Consider the following 17,345-nt stretch of genomic DNA (forward strand, 5'->3'; position numbering starts at 1 on the left):
ATTCGCCAGAGTGTCTATCGGAATCCACCGCTATTGCCTACCGGCATGGGTGGCGATTTCCTTGGACCATGACCATCGAGAAGCTGCCGGACTCCCGGCCGACGGCCCTGCCCACCGACGGTGAGTTGCGCAGGCTCGTCGGACTCGTCGAGCACGACGACCGCGTCGATCCGTTCCCCGTCATCGGCTGGGACGCCCTGGTCTGGGTGGTCGGCAACGCGACGCAGACCGCGCACTTCCTGGAGTCCGCCTTCGGCATGCGGCTGGAGGCCTACGCGGGACCGGAGACCGGCAATCGTGACCACAAGGCGTTCGTGCTGCGCAGTGGCGGCGCGCGGTTCGTGATCACCGGTGCTGTCGATCCGGGCAGCCCGCTGGTCGGCCATCACGACCGGCACGGTGATGGCATCACCGATATCGCACTCGAGGTCCCCGACGTGGACCGCTGCATCGACTGGGCGCGCACCCACGGCGCGACGATTCTGGTCGAACCGCACGACGAGTCGGACGAATTCGGCACGGTCCGCTCGGCGGCCATCGCCACTTACGGCGAGACGCGGCACACGCTGGTCGACCGTTCCAAGTATTACGGGCCCTATCTGCCCGGCTATATCGTCCGCCGCTCCCGCTATCAACCGCGCGCGGGCACGCCGGTCCGGCTGTTCCAGGCGATCGACCATGTCGTCGGCAACGTCGAGCTCGGCATGATGGACGAGTGGGTCGAGTTCTACCGCCGTGTCATGGGTTTCACGAATATGGCCGAATTCGTCGGTGACGACATCGCGACCGAGTACTCGGCACTGATGAGCAAGGTCGTCGCCAACGGCAATCACCGGGTGAAGTTCCCGCTGAACGAGCCCGCGGTGGGCAAGAAGCGTTCGCAGATCGACGAATACCTCGAGTTCTACCGCGGGCCCGGCGTGCAGCACATCGCGCTGGCCACCAGCGACATCCTCACCTGCGTCGACACGCTGCGCCGTGAGGGCGTCGAATTCCTGGAAACGCCGGACACCTACTACTCCGACCCCGAACTGCGCGCCCGCATCGGCCACGTCCGCGTGCCGGTCGACCAGTTGCAGCGTCGCGGCATCCTGGTCGACCGGGACGAAGACGGCTACCTGTTGCAGATCTTCTGCAAGCCGCTCACCGATCGCCCGACCGTCTTCTTCGAACTGATCGAGCGACACGGTTCGCTCGGCTTCGGCAAGGGCAACTTCAAGGCCCTGTTCCAGGCGATCGAACGCGAACAGGAAGCCAGAGGCAACCTCTGAAATCGCGCCGAGTTATGACGCCAGGAGGTTGTAGATCTCTTTGCCGTTGATCACGATCGGCTCGCAACGAGCATGGGGATTTCCATGGTTGTGATACCAATCGCGTGATCGAGGCAGTCGCTCAGCCAGTAGTAGCGGCCGAGGAAGTTTCCTCTCGCGGAGGCTGTTCCCGCGAGGCCGCCCCATAGCCCCGCAATGATCAAGACAGCAACGGCCAATTTCTTCAGCATTGGTTTCCCCTCCCAATTGCTCACGTAGTGAAGCACTTTCATCCATAGCCAGCGCGGCAGCGCCGCGGAACCCGTCGCGGCCCGCGGTCGTGTCCGGCCGTGCCGGGCGCCGATGGGTAGAGTTCACGGCATGCGGATTCCGTCGGCAATCGTCATCGGTGCGTCCTTGGCGTTGGCACTGTCGGCATGCGGTTCGGGCGGCGACTCGGATTCGTCGAATACGCCGCTGCGTCCCCCGCCGAAGGTCGCCACCCTTGGTCCGTTCGCCGGTGAGTGCGGTCATGTCACCGACGACGAGGTCCGCGACATCGCGGGCTTGGCGCAGCTGTCGCGGGTGTTCAAGAACTCGGTCGGCTGCAATTGGCAATCCGCGGGACAGGGTTCGACCAGCGTCACCTTCGCCGCGTATCGGGGCAGCCCCATCGATCGCGAAAGGGCGTGGGTGACCACCCAGGGGCGCGGGGTGGACAAGATCGAGGTCGGTGGCCGCGTCGGATTCCAGGCGCTGGAGACCAACAGCTCGGTCTGCGATCTCGCCGTGCAGCTCGACGACGATTTCTTCGAGTGGTCGATGTCGTTCGGCCTCTTCGCGGCGACGGGCAATCCATGCGACCGGATGCGCAAGCTCGCCGAGTTGACCGTGCAGCGGCTGCAGTGAGGGAGTTCGCGATGAATCTTCGTGCCCGTTCGGCGACTCGCGGCCTGATCGCCGCGCTGGCAGTGCTCGGCGTCGCCGTTTCGGTCGCCGGCTGTGGGCGCACGGTGCCCGGATCCGCGTATCCCGCGGGGTCGGGGACCGGATCGTCGGTCAACACGAACTTCGACAAACTGTTGCGCGAGTGCGATGTCGTCTCGATGGACCAGATCGGCAGTGCGGTGGGCGAGGGCGCCTACGCCCAGGCGTCGTTCTACGGCGCGGTGTGCATGTGGGACGTGGACAATGCGCCCGGCGGCACCGCCATGGTGACCCTGAACTGGTACGAGGTCGGCTCGCTGAACAACGAGAAGACCAACAACGACAAACTCGGCTACCTCACCAACAACATCACCGTGCAGGGCCAGCGGGCGCTGCAGACGCACCGTCCCAACGATCCCGACTCCTGCGGTGTCAGTGCCAGCGCGGCCGACACCGGGGTGATCGGCTGGTGGATCAATTACCGTCCAGGCTCCGGTCATCCCGATCCGTGCGTCGGTGCGCAGAAGCTCGTCGAATTGACCCTGAATCTCGCGAGGTAGGTACGCTGGCATCGAACTGTCGGTCGTGGTGGTTACCCACCCCACTTTGACCCTGTGTCGCGACCACGAGTATCGTGGATCGCTGTGCCCGGAAGCATGCGGGCAAGTTCGTGTGTGGACGTAAGCCAGCGAAAGCGGCTGACCTTCCTGGCGTGCCCGGAAAACCGGTCCTGCTCCGCGCGCGACACGCCCGACCTCGGGACGCGAGAAACGCGGCTGGGCGTGCGGGTGAAAGCTCGATGACAAAGACATGAAGTTCCAGACACCGCGTTAACTAATTAAGGAAAGCCGGTCTATGCCAACCATCAACCAGCTGGTCCGCAAGGGTCGTCGCGACAAGGTCTCCAAGACCAAGACCGCGGCCCTCAAGGGGAGCCCGCAGCGCCGTGGCGTGTGCACTCGCGTGTACACCACGACCCCGAAGAAGCCGAACTCCGCGCTGCGTAAGGTCGCGCGTGTTCGCCTGACCAGCGCGGTCGAGGTCACGGCCTACATCCCGGGCGAGGGCCACAACCTGCAGGAGCACTCGATGGTGCTCGTGCGCGGCGGTCGTGTGAAGGACCTCCCCGGTGTCCGCTACAAGATCATCCGTGGCTCGCTCGACACCCAGGGTGTGAAGAACCGCAAGCAGGCCCGCAGCCGTTACGGCGCCAAGAAGGAGAAGAGCTGATATGCCACGCAAGGGCCCCGCACCCAAGCGTCCGCTGATCAACGACCCGGTCTACGGGTCGCCGCTGGTCACTCAGCTGGTCAACAAGATCCTGCTGGACGGCAAGAAGTCCACCGCCGAGCGCATCGTCTACGGCGCGCTGGAGCAGGCGCGCGAGAAGACCGGCACCGATCCGGTCGTCACCCTCAAGCGCGCGCTGGACAACGTCAAGCCCGCGCTCGAGGTGAAGCCCCGTCGTGTCGGTGGCGCCACCTACCAGGTGCCGGTCGAGGTTCGTCCCGGCCGCTCCAACACCCTGGCGCTGCGCTGGCTGGTCAACTACTCGCGGGCTCGCCGTGAGAAGACGATGGTCGAGCGTCTCGCCAACGAGCTGCTCGATGCCAGCAACGGCCTCGGCGCTTCGGTGAAGCGTCGCGAGGACACCCACAAGATGGCCGAGTCCAACCGGGCCTTCGCGCACTACCGCTGGTGACGTCTGCCCGGCCCGTCGTTATTGGGTCGGGAGGCACAGCCGGATGCGGCACTTACCCGCCGCTTCCGGCGTTGACATAGTGACGACCACAGGGTCGTCCCCGAAAATCCCAACTAGCTACGAGCGGGGAAGATTTCCGTGGCACAGGACGTGCTCACCGACCTGAACAAGGTCCGCAACATCGGCATCATGGCCCACATTGATGCGGGCAAGACGACCACAACTGAACGCATCCTCTTCTACACCGGCATCACCTACAAGATCGGTGAAGTCCACGATGGCGCGGCCACCATGGACTGGATGGAGCAGGAGCAGGAGCGTGGTATCACCATCACCTCCGCGGCCACCACATGCTTCTGGAAGAACAACCAGATCAACATCATCGACACCCCCGGGCACGTCGACTTCACCGTCGAGGTGGAGCGGTCGCTGCGCGTGCTCGACGGCGCCGTTGCGGTGTTCGACGGCAAGGAAGGCGTCGAGCCGCAGTCCGAGCAGGTGTGGCGTCAGGCCGATAAGTACGACGTGCCGCGTATCTGCTTCGTCAACAAGATGGACAAGCTCGGTGCGGACTTCTACTTCACCGTGCAGACCATCAAGGACCGCCTCGGCGCCAAGCCGTTGGTCATCCAGCTGCCGATCGGCGCTGAGGACACCTTCGAGGGCATCGTCGACCTGGTCGAGATGAACGCCAAGGTCTGGAAGGGCGAGACCAAGCTCGGCGAAGAGTACGAGGTCGTCGAGATCCCGGCCGACCTCGCGGACCAGGCGGAGATCTACCGCCAGGAGCTGCTGGAGACGGTCGCGGAGTCCGACGAGGCGCTGCTCGAGAAGCACTTCAGCGGCGATGAGCTCACGATCGATGAGATCAAGGGCGCCATCCGCAAGATGACGGTCAACTCCGAGCTCTACCCGATCCTGTGTGGCTCGGCGTTCAAGAACAAGGGCGTGCAGCCCATGCTCGACGCCGTGATCGACTACCTGCCGACCCCGCTGGACGATGGTGGCACCGACGGCCACGTCCCGGGCAAGGAAGAAGAGATCATCCACCGGGACGCCAGCACGACCGAGCCGTTCTCGGGTCTGGCCTTCAAGATCGCCGTGCATCCGTTCTTCGGCAAGCTGACCTACGTGCGGGTGTACTCGGGCAAGGTCGACTCCGGCGCCCAGGTCATCAACTCGACCAAGGGCAAGAAGGAGCGTCTGGGCAAGCTGTTCCAGATGCACTCCAACAAGGAGAACCCGGTCGGCGAGGCCGTGGCCGGCCACATCTACGCGGTCATCGGCCTGAAGGACACCACCACCGGTGACACCCTGTGCGATCCGCAGAACCAGATCGTGCTCGAGTCCATGACCTTCCCGGACCCGGTCATTCAGGTTTCCATCGAGCCGAAGACCAAGTCCGACCAGGAGAAGCTGGGCACCGCGATCCAGCGTCTCTCGGAAGAGGACCCGACCTTCTCGGTCAAGCTGGACCAGGAGACCGGCCAGACCGTCATCGGCGGCATGGGCGAGCTCCACCTCGACATCCTCGTCGACCGTATGCGTCGCGAGTTCAAGGTCGAGGCGAACGTCGGCAAGCCGCAGGTGGCCTACCGCGAGACCATCACCAAGAAGGTCGAGAAGCTCGAGTTCACCCACAAGAAGCAGACGGGTGGCTCCGGCCAGTTCGCGAAGGTCATCATCGCCCTCGAGCCGTTCATCGGCGAGGACGGCGCGACCTACGAGTTCGAGAACAAGGTCTCCGGTGGTCGCGTTCCGCGCGAGTACATCCCTTCGGTGGACGCCGGTGCGCAGGATGCCATGCAGTACGGTGTGCTCGCGGGCTACCCGCTGGTGAACCTGAAGGTCATCCTGCTCGACGGCGCATACCACGACGTCGACTCGTCGGAAATGGCGTTCAAGATCGCCGGCTCCCAGGCCCTCAAGGAAGCGGCTCGTAAGGCCGGTCCGGTGATTCTCGAGCCGCTGATGGCGGTCGAGGTCATCACGCCCGAGGAGTACATGGGCGATGTGATCGGCGACCTGAACTCCCGCCGTGGCCAGATTCAGGCCATGGAGGAACGCAGTGGTGCCCGTGTCGTCAAGGCGCTGGTTCCGCTCTCGGAGATGTTCGGTTATATCGGTGATCTGCGGTCGAAGACCCAGGGCCGGGCGAACTACTCCATGGTGTTCGATTCGTACGCGGAGGTTCCGGCCAACGTGTCGAAGGAGATCATCGCCAAGGCGACCGGCGAGTAATACCGACGGGGCAGGCCACCAGGCTTGCCCCATCAGCCGGGAGTCAGCACGACCCCCAGTAATAACCGCACTGCTGCAACTGCACGCACCAACAAGTCCAGGAGGACACCACAGTGGCGAAGGCGAAGTTCGAGCGGACGAAGCCGCACGTCAACATCGGCACCATCGGTCACGTCGACCACGGCAAGACCACGCTGACTGCAGCGATCACCAAGGTGCTGGCTGACAAGTACCCGGATCTGAACGCCGCGTTCGCGTTCGATCAGATCGACAAGGCGCCGGAGGAGAAGGCTCGTGGTATCACGATCAACATCTCCCACGTCGAGTACCAGACGGAGAAGCGCCACTACGCGCACGTCGACGCCCCGGGTCACGCTGACTACATCAAGAACATGATCACCGGTGCGGCGCAGATGGACGGTGCCATCCTGGTGGTCGCCGCCACCGACGGCCCGATGCCGCAGACTCGCGAGCACGTGCTGCTCGCCCGTCAGGTCGGCGTGCCCTACATCCTGGTCGCGCTGAACAAGTCGGACATGGTCGACGACGAGGAAATCCTCGAGCTCGTCGAGATGGAGGTCCGCGAACTGCTGGCCGCCCAGGAGTTCGACGAGGACGCGCCGGTCGTGCGTGTTTCCGGTCTGAAGGCGCTCGAAGGCGACGAGAAGTGGACCGAGTCCATCGTCGAGCTGATGAACGCAGTCGACGAGTCGATCCCGACCCCGGTTCGTGAGACCGACAAGCCGTTCCTGATGCCGGTCGAGGATGTCTTCACGATCACCGGTCGTGGCACCGTCGTCACCGGTCGTATCGAGCGCGGCATCATCAACGTGAACGAGGAAGTCGAGATCGTCGGCATCCGCGAGAAGGTCACCAAGACCACCATCACGGGCATCGAGATGTTCCGCAAGCTGCTCGACAACGGCCAGGCGGGCGACAACGTCGGTCTGCTGGTTCGTGGCATCAAGCGTGAAGATGTCGAGCGTGGCCAGGTCGTCGTGAAGCCGGGCACCACCACCCCGCACACCGAGTTCGAGGGCCAGGCCTACATCCTGTCCAAGGACGAGGGCGGCCGCCACACGCCGTTCTTCAACAACTACCGTCCGCAGTTCTACTTCCGTACGACTGACGTGACGGGCGTTGTGACCCTCCCCGAGGGCACCGAGATGGTCATGCCCGGTGACAACACCGAGATGTCCGTCAAGCTGATCCAGCCGGTCGCCATGGACGAGGGCCTGCGCTTCGCGATCCGCGAGGGTGGCCGCACCGTCGGCGCCGGTCGCGTCACGAAGATCGTCAAGTGATTCTCTGACTCACTGAGCAGACGGCGTCGCCCCGAAAGGGGCGGCGCCGTTTGTGTTTTCGCGGGTGTGTGCCGGTCAGGCGTTGTTTCGAGCCTGGGCCAGCCGCTGCTCGAGTTCGGCGATTCGCTGCCGGTAGGCGTCCAATTCGCTGAGCCTGCCTGCCATTTCGTCGGTCAGTTGCGCGATCCGGCCGAGGTACCGGTGCGCGGGCCGGTCGATCCAGTACGCGCCTGCCCGGCCCTGCTCGACGGCGAGCCGGATGTCCGAGGCGGCGATGCCCGCGGCCGCGGCATCCGTCGTCGCGGCATCGAGGGCGGACTCCAGCTGCCGCACGCGCAGCTGGTCGGTCTGATTATGACCTCGGACCGCCGCGAACGCCGCGACCCGCGCGAGTTCGGCCGCCAGATCCTGTATCTCCCTCAGATATCCGGCGTTCTGCGCGTCCTGGACGGCGAGCAACTCGTAATCGTGATTGATCGGCGCGGCGCGGATCCGGTCGGGAATGAGCGCGGTGCGCAGCTGCATGTCGTTGCCGAACACCGGAACTCGGTCGGGCGAAGGAGGATTGCGCCGCAGCCGCTGTGTCGGTATGGCGTAATCGGCGTCTTCGGCGAAGGTGTTCGTCATCGTGAGTCGACCTCACATTCCGTGGCCGCGTGGGTCACTGCCGCGGCCGACCGTGGGCCGCATTCATGCTTATCGGATATCGTGGCTTCTCCGGTCCGCGATTGTCGCCCAGATCTATCCCCAGCGCCGAGAAGGTCATCTCGGCAACCGGTTGTCCGGCGGGATATTCGATGGACGCGGGCGAGGGTGGGGGGTACATATGAGGCATGTTTCCCTCAGGCCCGCGTTCGCGGTAGGTGTCGGCAGAGCCCTCTCGGCGTGCCGTTCGCGCCGCGTGGACGATGCTCGCGCCGTTGCCGGAACGCACCAACTAGGCGAGCGTCTTTCTGGCGAAACTAGTTGAGGGAGTGGGGATTACCGTGACACGTGGTGTGCTCGGCAATCTGAGTATGGTTCGGAATATCGGCATCATGGCCCATATCGATGCCGGTAAGACTACGACCACCGAGCGGATTCTTTTCTATACCGGCGTCACCCACAGGCTGGGCGAGGTGCACGACGGCGCTTCGACGATGGATCGGATGGTGCAGGAGCAGGAGCACGGGATAACGATCGCTTCGGCGGCGACCACCTGCTTCTGGAACGGCCACCAGCTCAACATCATCGATACGCCGGGGCACGTCGACTTCACTGCGGAGGTGGAGCGGTCGCTGCGCGTGCTCGACGGCGCGGTCGCGGTGTTCGACGGCAAGGAAGGCGTCGAGCCGCAGTCCGAGCAGGTGTGGCGTCAGGCCGATAAGTACGACGTGCCGCGTATCTGCTTCGTCAACAAGATGGACAAGCTCGGTGCGGACTTCTTCTTCACCGTGCAGACCATTAGGGACCGTCTCGGTGCTGTGCCGCTGGTGATCCAGCTGCCGATCGGCGCTGAGGACACCTTCGAGGGCATCGTCGACCTGGTCGAGATGAACGCCAAGATATGGCGCGGTGATACGGAACTCGGTGAGCGGTACGAGGTCGTCGAGATTCCGGCCGAGCTTCGAGAGCGCGCCGAGCGCTACCGCGCGGAGCTAGTGGAGGCTATTGCCGAGTCGGATGAGGCGCTGCTGGAGAAGTTTCTCGGTGGAGTGGAAATATCCGTCACCGAGATGAAGGTCGCCATCCGTCACTTGACGGTGAATTCCCTTGCCTACCCGGTGCTTTGCGGTTCGGCGTTCAAGAACAAGGGCGTGCAGCCGATGCTCGACGCGGTGGTCGACTACCTACCGACACCGCTCGACGCCGGCGGCATCGACGGTCGCGCGCCGGGCGACGCGGCGGAGATCATCCGCCGCGCTGCCGATGCGGACGCACCGTTCGCGGCGCTGGCGTTCAAGATCGCCGCGCACCCGTTCTTCGGCGAGCTCACCTACATCCGGGTGTACTCGGGCCGGGTCGAGGCGGGCGCGGTGGCGATCAATCCACGCACGGGACGAAAGGAGCGGTTGGGCAGGCTTTTCCAGATGCACTCGAACAAGGAGACTCCGGTCGATGTGGCCGCTGCGGGACACATCTACGCCGTGATCGGGCTGAAGGACGTCACCACCGGTGACACCCTGTGCGATCCGGACCACCAGCTCGTGCTGGAGTCGATGACGTTCCCCGACCCGGTCATCCAAGTTTCGATCGAGCCGAAAACCATGTCGGATCAGGAGAAGCTCGGTGCCGCGATCCACAAGCTGGCCAGGGAGGATCCCACCTTCTCGGTGACGCTGGATAAGGAGACCGGCCAGACCGTCATCGGCGGCATGGGCGAGCTCCACCTCGACATCCTGATCGACCGTATGAAGCGGGAGTTCAAGGTCGAGGCGAACATCGGCACGCCGCAGGTGGCCTATCGCGAGACGATCACCACCGCGGTGGCTCGGCTCGAACACACCCACCGCAAGCAATCCGGTGGCAAGGGTCAGTTCGCGAAGGTCGTTATCGCGGTGGCGCCGTTCGCTGGTGCCGGCGGTGCGATCTACGAGTTCGAGAGTCGGGTGACCGGTGGCCGAGTGCCGAAGGAATTCATTCCGTCGGTCGATGCCGGTGCGCAGGACGCCATGCAGTCGGGTGTGCTCGCGGGCTATCCGCTGGTGAACCTGCGGGTGGTTCTGCTCGATGGTGCTGTGCACGAGAAGGATTCCTCCGACTTCGCCTTCCGGACCGCCGCTGCTCAGGCGGTACGCGAGGCGGTCGGCAAGGCGCGCCCTGCGCTTCTCGAACCCGTCATGGCCGTCGAGGTCGTGACGCCGGAGGAGTACCTGGGTGAGGTGATCGGCGACCTGAACTCCCGCCGTGGCCAGATTCAGGCCATGGAGGAACGCAGTGGTGCCCGTGTCGTCAAGGCGCTGGTTCCGCTCTCGGAGATGTTCGGTTATATCGGTGATCTGCGGTCGAAGACCCAGGGCCGGGCGAACTACTCCATGGTGTTCGATTCGTACGCGGAGGTTCCGGCCAACGTGTCGAAGGAGATCATCGCCAAGGCGACCGGCGAGTAGGACGCGGACGGCGCCGCCCCGAACGGGGCGGCGCCGTTTCGGCGGACATCACCTCGGAGGTCATGGACTTCATCGGCAATCCGACGCACTGTCGTAGCGTGAGATCGCGACGATTTGGAGGATCCATGGCCAAGAACGTGCAGTTGAACGTCACCGAGGGCACGCTAGAGCACAAGCTGCCCTATCTGGCGCTCGGCTCCGGGCGGCCGCTGGTGTTCCTGCGGTGGTTCACCCCGGACCACGCCAACCCGCGCGGGTGGATGCGTGACTCGGAGATCGCCACGCTCGCGCCGCTGGCAAGGCACTACCGGGTCTACGCGGTGAACCGTGCGCCGGACATGCCCGAGGGCACGACGATGGCCGATATCGCCGCCCAGCACGCGGCGGCGTTGCGTGCGGAATTCGGGGGTCCGGTAGACGTGCTCGGGGTTTCCTCGGGAGGTTCGCTCGCGCTGCAACTGGCGGCGGACCATCCCGCGGCCGTGCGCAGGTTGGTGATCGCCTCCTCGGGCTACCGACTGGAGGACCATGCGCGCGAATCCCAGCTGCGCTACGCGGTGGCGGTCGCCGAGGGCCACCGCGCGTTGCATCACATGGCCCCCATCACTGCCTCCTCGCCGATCCTCGGACGTCTCGCCGTGGCGGCCATGTGGTTGGCCGACCCGTTGGCACGCCCGAAGAATCCCGCGGACACCCTTGCCTTCGTGCTGGCAGAAGACGTCTTCGACCTCTCCGGCCGCCTCGGCGACATCACGGTCCCGACCCTGGTGATCGGCGGCGAGCGCGACACCGCCTACAGCACGGCGACATTCCGCACCACCGCCGATGGCATCCCGAATTCCCGCTTGATCATCTACCCTGGCGCCGGCCACATGGGTGCGATCAAGCACCCACGCTTCGCCCGCGATATCACCGACTTTCTCGACGCGGCCTGAGCGGTCCTGCGGGCCGCGCGGCACCGGTGTCGCTCAGCAATTCGTCGGCGCGGGCTCGCCGCGGAAGCGGGCCTCCAGCCAGGCGAGCGCCGCGGGGATGCCGAGGACAGCGGCTGTGAGGTGTTCGGGGGAGGCGGTGAGCTCGGTCTGCAACCGAACGCCCGCCTGGCAATAGCGGCGGTTGGTATTGTCGGTCGCCTCGATCGGAATGAGCGGGTCGGTCGGTGAATGCCATTCGAATATCGGCATTTTCGGCACGCCGTCGAACAGTTCCAGACTGTTTTCCTCGACGACGCTTCGCGCGTTTCGATTTTCGGTGAGTGACATGTTGCTCGCGAAATCGCGCGCGCTGCGCCACGCTCCGGCGGCCAGGATGTCATTGGTGCAGCTGTTGGCAATGCGGTCGCGGGCTGCCATCCCCTGGGAATTGAGGTAGTCGCTGATCGGGAATCGGTCCGGGTATTCGCGTTCCAGCCCAATGGCCGCCGCCATCAACAGCCCGAAGGCCGGATGTGGATCGAACTGGATGCCTTCCAGCATTTTCACCATGTTTGTCGGCACGCCGCCGGCCGCGGCGCCCGCGATGTCGAGTTCGGGTGCGTAGCGCGGTGCGAGTGCGGCGGCCCACGCGGTGGCCATGCCACCGCCGGAATAGCCTGCCATCGCGACCGGGCTGTGCTGCACACCGAGCTCGGGAATCTGACGCACCGCGCGGATTCCATCGAGGGTGATCTGGCCGCCGAGCCGGGCCGCACCGTAGGCGAAGGTCGGACCGAGGTGATCGGGCAGGGCGACGCTCCAGCCATGGAGCAGCACCGCGTTCAGCGCCACCGCTTCCTTGATCTGCAGATTGAAATCGTCGGAGTAGAGCTCCCTCGAGATCGAGCACTTGGTTCCGAGCGCGTTGATGATGTGCTGGTAGGACAGCAGCGGCCCGTCCGGAGGACGGCTGTGCGGTGACAGCACGGTGGTTGTCGCCGCGATGGGCAGTCCGCGGGAATTCGTCGAGCGGAATTTGACCAGCGTGACGTCGGTATCCGGGAAGGTCAGCAGCGGCGGCAGCGACCGGGTCTCGATCACCTCACCCGGCCGCTTTGCCGCGATACCGGCCGGCGCGGCATAGAAAGGATCGGGATCCGCGACCGGATAGATCGGTACTGCCGGCGCAGTGCCGGTACCGATCAGAATCGTCGCTAGAACTCCGGTCAGTAAGCCGGTTGTCAGTGTGCCTCGCGTGGTTAAACCAATGTGCACACAAATACTTTTAGCACGCCCTCGCTGCCCAATTGTGAAGGCGCGGCCTTTCAGAATTTCGTCAGCCGAGCTGCGTCATGCCCGCGGCGACGACCTGTGCCACATTCAACAGCTCGTCCGTCGTCGGCAGCGGCAGGCCGTCGAGCGCGTGCAGTCGGTCGGTGCTGGCGATCGCGAACATGGCCGAAACCCAGGCGGCCGCACACGCGCGCAGGGTGCCTTGCTGAACCGGCGTCGGGGTGCTCGCCTGGAGGACTCGGGCGGTGACATCGAGCATTTGGTCGCGCAGGTGGCGCAATTGGCGCCGGACGTCCGGGTGGGTGTCGGCTTCGCGCCACATGATGACGCGCAGCACCGAGGAATGGTTGTCGCGCAGATTGAGCGCGGCATCGAGATTGACCAAGCTGGCGGCCGGATCGCCGGGCGTGACCACTGTGCCGATGTCGTCGATCGGATGGTTGGGCACCCGTTCGGCCATCAGCGCGGACAGGATCGAATCTTTGGTCGGGAAGTAATAGAAGACCAGGCCCTTGGGAACGCCCGCAGCGCCTGCGATTGCCGCGGTCGCGGTCGCATCGAATCCTTGTGCCGCGAAAAGCTTTTCGGAGGCATCCAGGATGAGCTGCCGGGCGTCGCCGTCCATCTTGGCGCTACGGCGACGCCCTGCTCGATGCGGTTTCGGCATCTGCATCAGTGGTGTGGAGCCATGTCGTGCAGACGCGCCGACATTGCCGGCAGCGCCGCGATCGCGACCACTACCGTCACTACCCCGACTACCCATGCGGTCCAGGATGCGCCGCGGTACTCGGTGAAGTCCATTGCCCATGGGGAAATGAACAGCAATGCGCCGAACAGGCCCATCGCGTAGTCGGTGGCCTGCATGGCGGGCCGATAGATCTGCGCGAGTCCGGTGAGAGCAATGAGAACGCCCAAGACGATCAGTGACCACTGGCCGTTGTCGTTCGTCTCTACCCAGAGGGGTGACAGCGCGGCAAAGACTCCCAGCACGATGGCCAGGTAGTCCTGTGTGCGACTTTCGGTGAACATGGAGTGCCTCCTCGGGCTATGGAATGTTCTCCTGCCTCCGATTCAACTCTGATTGACCGCCCGATCAATATCGATTCGAACACGATTGCGCACCAATCGGCGGTGGTACTGGCCTGGTCGGCATAGTGATGGCCCTCACTGTGAGTATCGACCAAGCGGAAGTTAGGGTGAGCTGCGTGTCACCTTCAGTTACGGATGCCCACTCGACCCGGCCACTGCCCGGCCGCACCGAAGGAGAGGCCGCATGAACGGGCCGATCGTGATTGTCGGCGCTGGGCTGGCCGGCCTGCGCACCGCCGAGGAACTGCGCCGCGCGGGATACGAGGGTGACTTGATCCTCGTCGGCGAGGAGTCGCGGCTGCCCTACGACCGCCCGCCGCTGTCCAAGCAGTTCGTGCGCGGCGAGACCGACGACACCACACTCCGCCCGGAGGAATTCTTTGTCGAAAAGCAGATCGATCTGCGTCTGAACACCCGGGCGGTCGGCGTCGACACCGCGGCGCGGCAGGTGGCGCTTGCCGACGGCAGCGCGCTGGACTACGCCCAGCTGATCATCGCGACCGGCCTGCGGCCGCGCCGACTGCCGGGCCTGCCCGACTTGAAGGGTGTGCACGTGCTGCGCGGGTACGCCGACGCCGCCGCGCTGCGGGCCGAATTGTCCGGTGCGAGTAGGGCGCTGGTGGTCGGTGCGGGGTTCATCGGATGTGAGCTCGCGGCCAGCTTCCGTGCGGGCGGGGTGCAGGTGGTGCTGATCGAGCCCCAGCCGACGCCGCTGGCCTCGGTGCTGGGCGAGCAGGTCGGTGCGCTGGTCGCCAGGATGCATCGCGCCGAGGGCGTGGATCTGCGCTGCGGAACCGGCCTGGACACCTTCCTCGCCGCCGACGACGCCGACCGGGTGCGCGGTGCGCGGCTGTCCGATGGCAGTGAGGTGCACGCCGACCTGGTGGTCATCGGGGTCGGCTCGCGCCCGGTCACGGAATGGCTCGCCGATTCCGCCATCGCGCTCGCCGAGCCCGCCGCCGGCGGCGGCGTTCTCGCCGACGAGGTGGGCCGCACGTCCGTCGAGGGTGTGTGGGCGGTCGGCGACGTCGCCGCGTGGCTGCACGAGACCGGTCAGCGCAAGCGGGTCGAGCACTGGACCAACGCGGGCGAGCAGGCAAAACTGCTGGCCTGCGCGCTGCTGGGCGCGCAACCGCCGACCGCGGCGCGGGTGCCGTACTTCTGGAGCGACCAGTACGACGTGAAAATCCAGGCTCTCGGCACCCCGACCGCGACCGACGAGGTCCACATCGTCTCTGACGACGGCCGCAAGTTCCTCGCCTACTACACCCAGGACGGCAACCTGACCGGCGTGGTCGGCGCGGGTATGACCGCACAGGTGATGAAGGTTCGCGCGAAAATCGCGGCGGGCGCCCCGGTGGCAGAGCTGCTCGGCACGGCGCGATAGGCGGCTGCCTCGCCTTCGCTCGGCCCGGCGCGGCTATAGGCGGACTTCGTCCGACTGTGTGTAGTAGGCGGCTGCCTCGCCTTCGCTCGGTCCGGCGCGGGTGTGGGCGGACTTCGTCTATTGGGCGGCTGCCTCGCGTGCGCTCGTGCCCGGCGCGGCGATAGGAGGACTTCGTCCGGCTGTGTTTATTGGGCGGCTGCCTTGCCTGCGTTCGGTCCGGCGTGGCTGTTCGCGGGCGGTGTCCGGCGGTGTTCTCCAGGCGGCCTACTAAGGTTGGACCACGTGATCGTCGCGCTCATCGATTCCGGCCTCGGGTTGCTGACCACAGCTGCGTGGCTGCGCAAGCTTCGACCGGATGTGGACCTGCTGCTGCAACTGGATCCGGAGGGTGCGCCGTGGGGGCCGAAGCCGGAGCAGTGGACGGTCGATCGGGTGGTCGGTGCCGCGCGTACTTCGGTCGAGTTCGGCGCGGAGGTGATCGTGCTGCCATGCAATACCGCAAGCGTCACCGCGCTGGATCAGGTGCGCGCCGAGGTCGGTCCCGGGGTGCCGGTGGTCGGCACCGTGCCCGCGATCAAGCCCGCGGCCGCCGTTTGCTCGTCGGTGGCGGTATGGGCCACCGCGGCGACGACGGCCAGCCGCTATCAGGCGGACCTGATCGCCCGGTTCGGTGGCGCGGCCGACGTGGTCGGCGTCGCCTGCCATGGCTTGGCCGATGCCATCGACGCGGGCGATCTCGCCGGAGCCAAGGAATCGATCGCACGGGCCGCCGAGCAGACCCCCGCCGATGTCGAGGGCGTAGTCCTCGGCTGCACGCACTACCCGCTGGTGATCGATGCCATCCTCGCCGCGCTGCCCGACGGCGTCCGCCTCTTCGACAGCGCGCAAGCCGTCGCCACACAAACGATTCGGCGCATGGACGCGCTCGGCCGGCCCAGCACCGGGAACGGGGCGGTCCGGGTGCTCAACAGCGGCCGTCCCGGTGATCTGCCTGCCAGCGCCGCCGCTTTCGAGTCGGGCCGAATCCTCGGCGCACAGAGCTGATTCCCACAGCTCTCCGCCACCGCGCCCGTCGACTCGACAAGCCGACCGGCTGACAGGGAAGGTTCGCTGATGACGGCAGTTACCGGAACCGCTGAGCAGCTGCGGGCGGCGCTGGCGGAGGTCGCCGATCCCGCCGATGCGTTCCATTTGCAGCGGTTCTTCAAAACCGGCCCCGGTGAGTACGGTGTGGGCGACGTCTTCATCGGCGTCCGGGTGCCGGTAACCCGCTCGATCGCGAAACGCTTTGCGACACTGCCGCTCACCGAAATCGACGCTCTGCTCGACAGCCCGGTGCACGAGCACCGGCTCGCGGCGCTGGTCATCCTCAACGGCAGATTCGCCGCGGCATCCAAGCCGCGCACCTTCGACGACAACGCCCGCGCGGCCATCGTCGAGCTGTATCTCGCCGCCGTGCGCCGTGGCCGCGTGAACAACTGGGACCTCGTCGACGTGTCGGCGGAGAACATCATCGGCCCCTGGCTGCTGGACAAGCCGCGCGACCTGCTCTTCGAGCTGGCCGCCGCCGAGTCGCTGTGGGAGCGCCGGGTCGCCCTGCTTTCGAGCTTCGCATTCATCAAAGCCGGCGACGCCACCACGACTTTCGAACTGTCCGAGCGATTGTTCACCGACCGCCGCGACCTCATCCAGAAGGCGCTCGGCTGGATGCTCCGCGAGATCGGCAAGCGCATCGATGAGCAGCTGCTGACCGACTTCCTGGACAAGCACGCGCCCGAAATGGGCCGCACCGCACTGAGTTACGCCGTCGAACGCCTCGCCCCCGCGCAACGCGTCACCTACCGCGCAGCACGCTGAAACAAGAGAAGCCGCAACTCACACCCACCACGGAGCGAGCCCGGCAAACGACCACTTACGACCCACTCAACCCCGACAGCGCACCAAAGTCCGAGCCTCTCCACCAAGCCACCCACCACGGAGCGAGCCCGGCAAACGACCACTTACGACCCACTCAACCCCGACAGCGCACCAAAGTCCGAGCCTCTCCACCAAACCACCCACCACGGAGCGAGTCTTACGAGCGACCGTGGGGGGCCCGGCGGGGGGGCGCGGTGGGGGCGGCGCGTGGCACAAGAAGGGGAGGCTGTGT

17 protein-coding genes are annotated in these 17,345 nt (G+C 65.6%); 12 read left to right on the forward strand and 5 right to left on the reverse strand.

The genetic code is table 11. The features are described 5' to 3' along the window. Positions 1-68: 68 nt before the first annotated feature. Entirely contained in the window at positions 69-1,271 is a 1,203-nt protein-coding gene (hppD, locus tag ACFU4Z_RS24410) for a 4-hydroxyphenylpyruvate dioxygenase (RefSeq protein ID WP_379066790.1), read from the forward strand. 50 nt (positions 1,272-1,321) lie between these two features. On the opposite strand, the gene ACFU4Z_RS24415 is transcribed toward hppD, so the two are convergent. Beyond that, positions 1,322-1,501, reverse strand: coding sequence for a hypothetical protein (locus ACFU4Z_RS24415; RefSeq protein ID WP_379066792.1), 180 nt, complete (start codon positions 1,499-1,501; stop codon positions 1,322-1,324). Between the two features lie 130 nt (positions 1,502-1,631). On the opposite strand from ACFU4Z_RS24415, the gene ACFU4Z_RS24420 reads away from it, so the two are divergent. The 6 genes from ACFU4Z_RS24420 to tuf all read left to right on the forward strand — a co-directional run bounded on the left by ACFU4Z_RS24420 (position 1,632) and on the right by tuf (position 7,424). After that, on the forward strand, positions 1,632-2,159 hold the full coding sequence (locus tag ACFU4Z_RS24420; RefSeq protein ID WP_379066794.1) for a DUF3558 domain-containing protein: 528 nt from the start codon (positions 1,632-1,634) through the stop codon (positions 2,157-2,159). An 11-nt stretch (positions 2,160-2,170) separates the two neighbouring features. Continuing rightward, positions 2,171-2,737 carry a DUF3558 domain-containing protein gene (locus tag ACFU4Z_RS24425; RefSeq protein ID WP_379066796.1) on the forward strand — a complete coding sequence of 189 codons (567 nt, stop codon included), beginning with the start codon at positions 2,171-2,173 and terminating at the stop codon, positions 2,735-2,737. A gap of 295 nt (positions 2,738-3,032) precedes the next feature. Next, complete coding sequence (gene rpsL, locus ACFU4Z_RS24430; RefSeq protein ID WP_019049359.1) at positions 3,033-3,407, forward strand: 30S ribosomal protein S12; 375 nt, start codon at positions 3,033-3,035, stop codon at positions 3,405-3,407. A gap of 1 nt (position 3,408) precedes the next feature. Beyond that, on the forward strand, positions 3,409-3,879 hold the full coding sequence (rpsG, locus tag ACFU4Z_RS24435; protein WP_040739280.1) for a 30S ribosomal protein S7: 471 nt from the start codon (positions 3,409-3,411) through the stop codon (positions 3,877-3,879). A 138-nt stretch (positions 3,880-4,017) separates the two neighbouring features. After that, the gene (gene fusA, locus ACFU4Z_RS24440; RefSeq protein WP_379066798.1) at positions 4,018-6,120 is read left to right on the forward strand and encodes an elongation factor G; all 2,103 of its coding nucleotides are present in this window, start codon (positions 4,018-4,020) and stop codon (positions 6,118-6,120) included. A gap of 113 nt (positions 6,121-6,233) precedes the next feature. Beyond that, positions 6,234-7,424: an elongation factor Tu gene (tuf, locus tag ACFU4Z_RS24445; protein ID WP_379066800.1), complete on the forward strand. Its 1,191-nt coding sequence runs from the start codon at positions 6,234-6,236 to the stop codon at positions 7,422-7,424. Between the two features lie 75 nt (positions 7,425-7,499). Here tuf and ACFU4Z_RS24450 read toward each other — a convergent pair whose 3' ends face one another. After that, positions 7,500-8,051: a hypothetical protein gene (locus ACFU4Z_RS24450; protein ID WP_379066802.1), complete on the reverse strand. Its 552-nt coding sequence runs from the start codon at positions 8,049-8,051 to the stop codon at positions 7,500-7,502. 389 nt (positions 8,052-8,440) lie between these two features. On the opposite strand from ACFU4Z_RS24450, the gene fusA (ACFU4Z_RS24455) reads away from it, so the two are divergent. Further along, complete coding sequence (fusA, locus tag ACFU4Z_RS24455) at positions 8,441-10,513, forward strand: elongation factor G (protein WP_379066909.1); 2,073 nt, start codon at positions 8,441-8,443, stop codon at positions 10,511-10,513. 125 nt (positions 10,514-10,638) lie between these two features. Continuing rightward, on the forward strand, positions 10,639-11,448 hold the full coding sequence (locus ACFU4Z_RS24460) for an alpha/beta fold hydrolase (RefSeq protein WP_379066804.1): 810 nt from the start codon (positions 10,639-10,641) through the stop codon (positions 11,446-11,448). A 33-nt stretch (positions 11,449-11,481) separates the two neighbouring features. Here ACFU4Z_RS24460 and ACFU4Z_RS24465 read toward each other — a convergent pair whose 3' ends face one another. From ACFU4Z_RS24465 to ACFU4Z_RS24475, 3 genes are all read right to left on the reverse strand, one after another. Beyond that, a complete protein-coding gene (locus ACFU4Z_RS24465) occupies positions 11,482-12,696 on the reverse strand; it encodes a lipase family protein (RefSeq protein WP_379066912.1) in 1,215 nt (404 codons plus the stop codon). 67 nt (positions 12,697-12,763) lie between these two features. Next, on the reverse strand, positions 12,764-13,393 hold the full coding sequence (locus ACFU4Z_RS24470; RefSeq protein WP_379066806.1) for a TetR/AcrR family transcriptional regulator: 630 nt from the start codon (positions 13,391-13,393) through the stop codon (positions 12,764-12,766). Continuing rightward, a complete protein-coding gene (locus ACFU4Z_RS24475) occupies positions 13,393-13,749 on the reverse strand; it encodes an SPW repeat protein (protein ID WP_379066808.1) in 357 nt (118 codons plus the stop codon). Before ACFU4Z_RS24475 ends, ACFU4Z_RS24470 begins: the two co-directional genes overlap by 1 nt. Before the next feature lie 244 nt (positions 13,750-13,993). Between ACFU4Z_RS24475 and ACFU4Z_RS24480 the strand changes: the two genes are divergently transcribed. The 3 genes from ACFU4Z_RS24480 to ACFU4Z_RS24490 all read left to right on the forward strand — a co-directional run bounded on the left by ACFU4Z_RS24480 (position 13,994) and on the right by ACFU4Z_RS24490 (position 17,053). After that, positions 13,994-15,196, forward strand: coding sequence for an NAD(P)/FAD-dependent oxidoreductase (locus ACFU4Z_RS24480; protein ID WP_379066810.1), 1,203 nt, complete (start codon positions 13,994-13,996; stop codon positions 15,194-15,196). Positions 15,197-15,478: 282 nt separating this feature from the next. After that, complete coding sequence (locus ACFU4Z_RS24485; RefSeq protein WP_379066812.1) at positions 15,479-16,240, forward strand: glutamate racemase; 762 nt, start codon at positions 15,479-15,481, stop codon at positions 16,238-16,240. Between the two features lie 69 nt (positions 16,241-16,309). Continuing rightward, entirely contained in the window at positions 16,310-17,053 is a 744-nt protein-coding gene (locus ACFU4Z_RS24490) for a DNA alkylation repair protein (RefSeq protein WP_379066814.1), read from the forward strand. Positions 17,054-17,345: the final 292 nt, after the last annotated feature.

It is taken from the genome of Nocardia sp. NPDC057440 (genome assembly GCF_042802915.1).
Lineage (GTDB): Bacteria > Actinomycetota > Actinomycetes > Mycobacteriales > Mycobacteriaceae > Nocardia.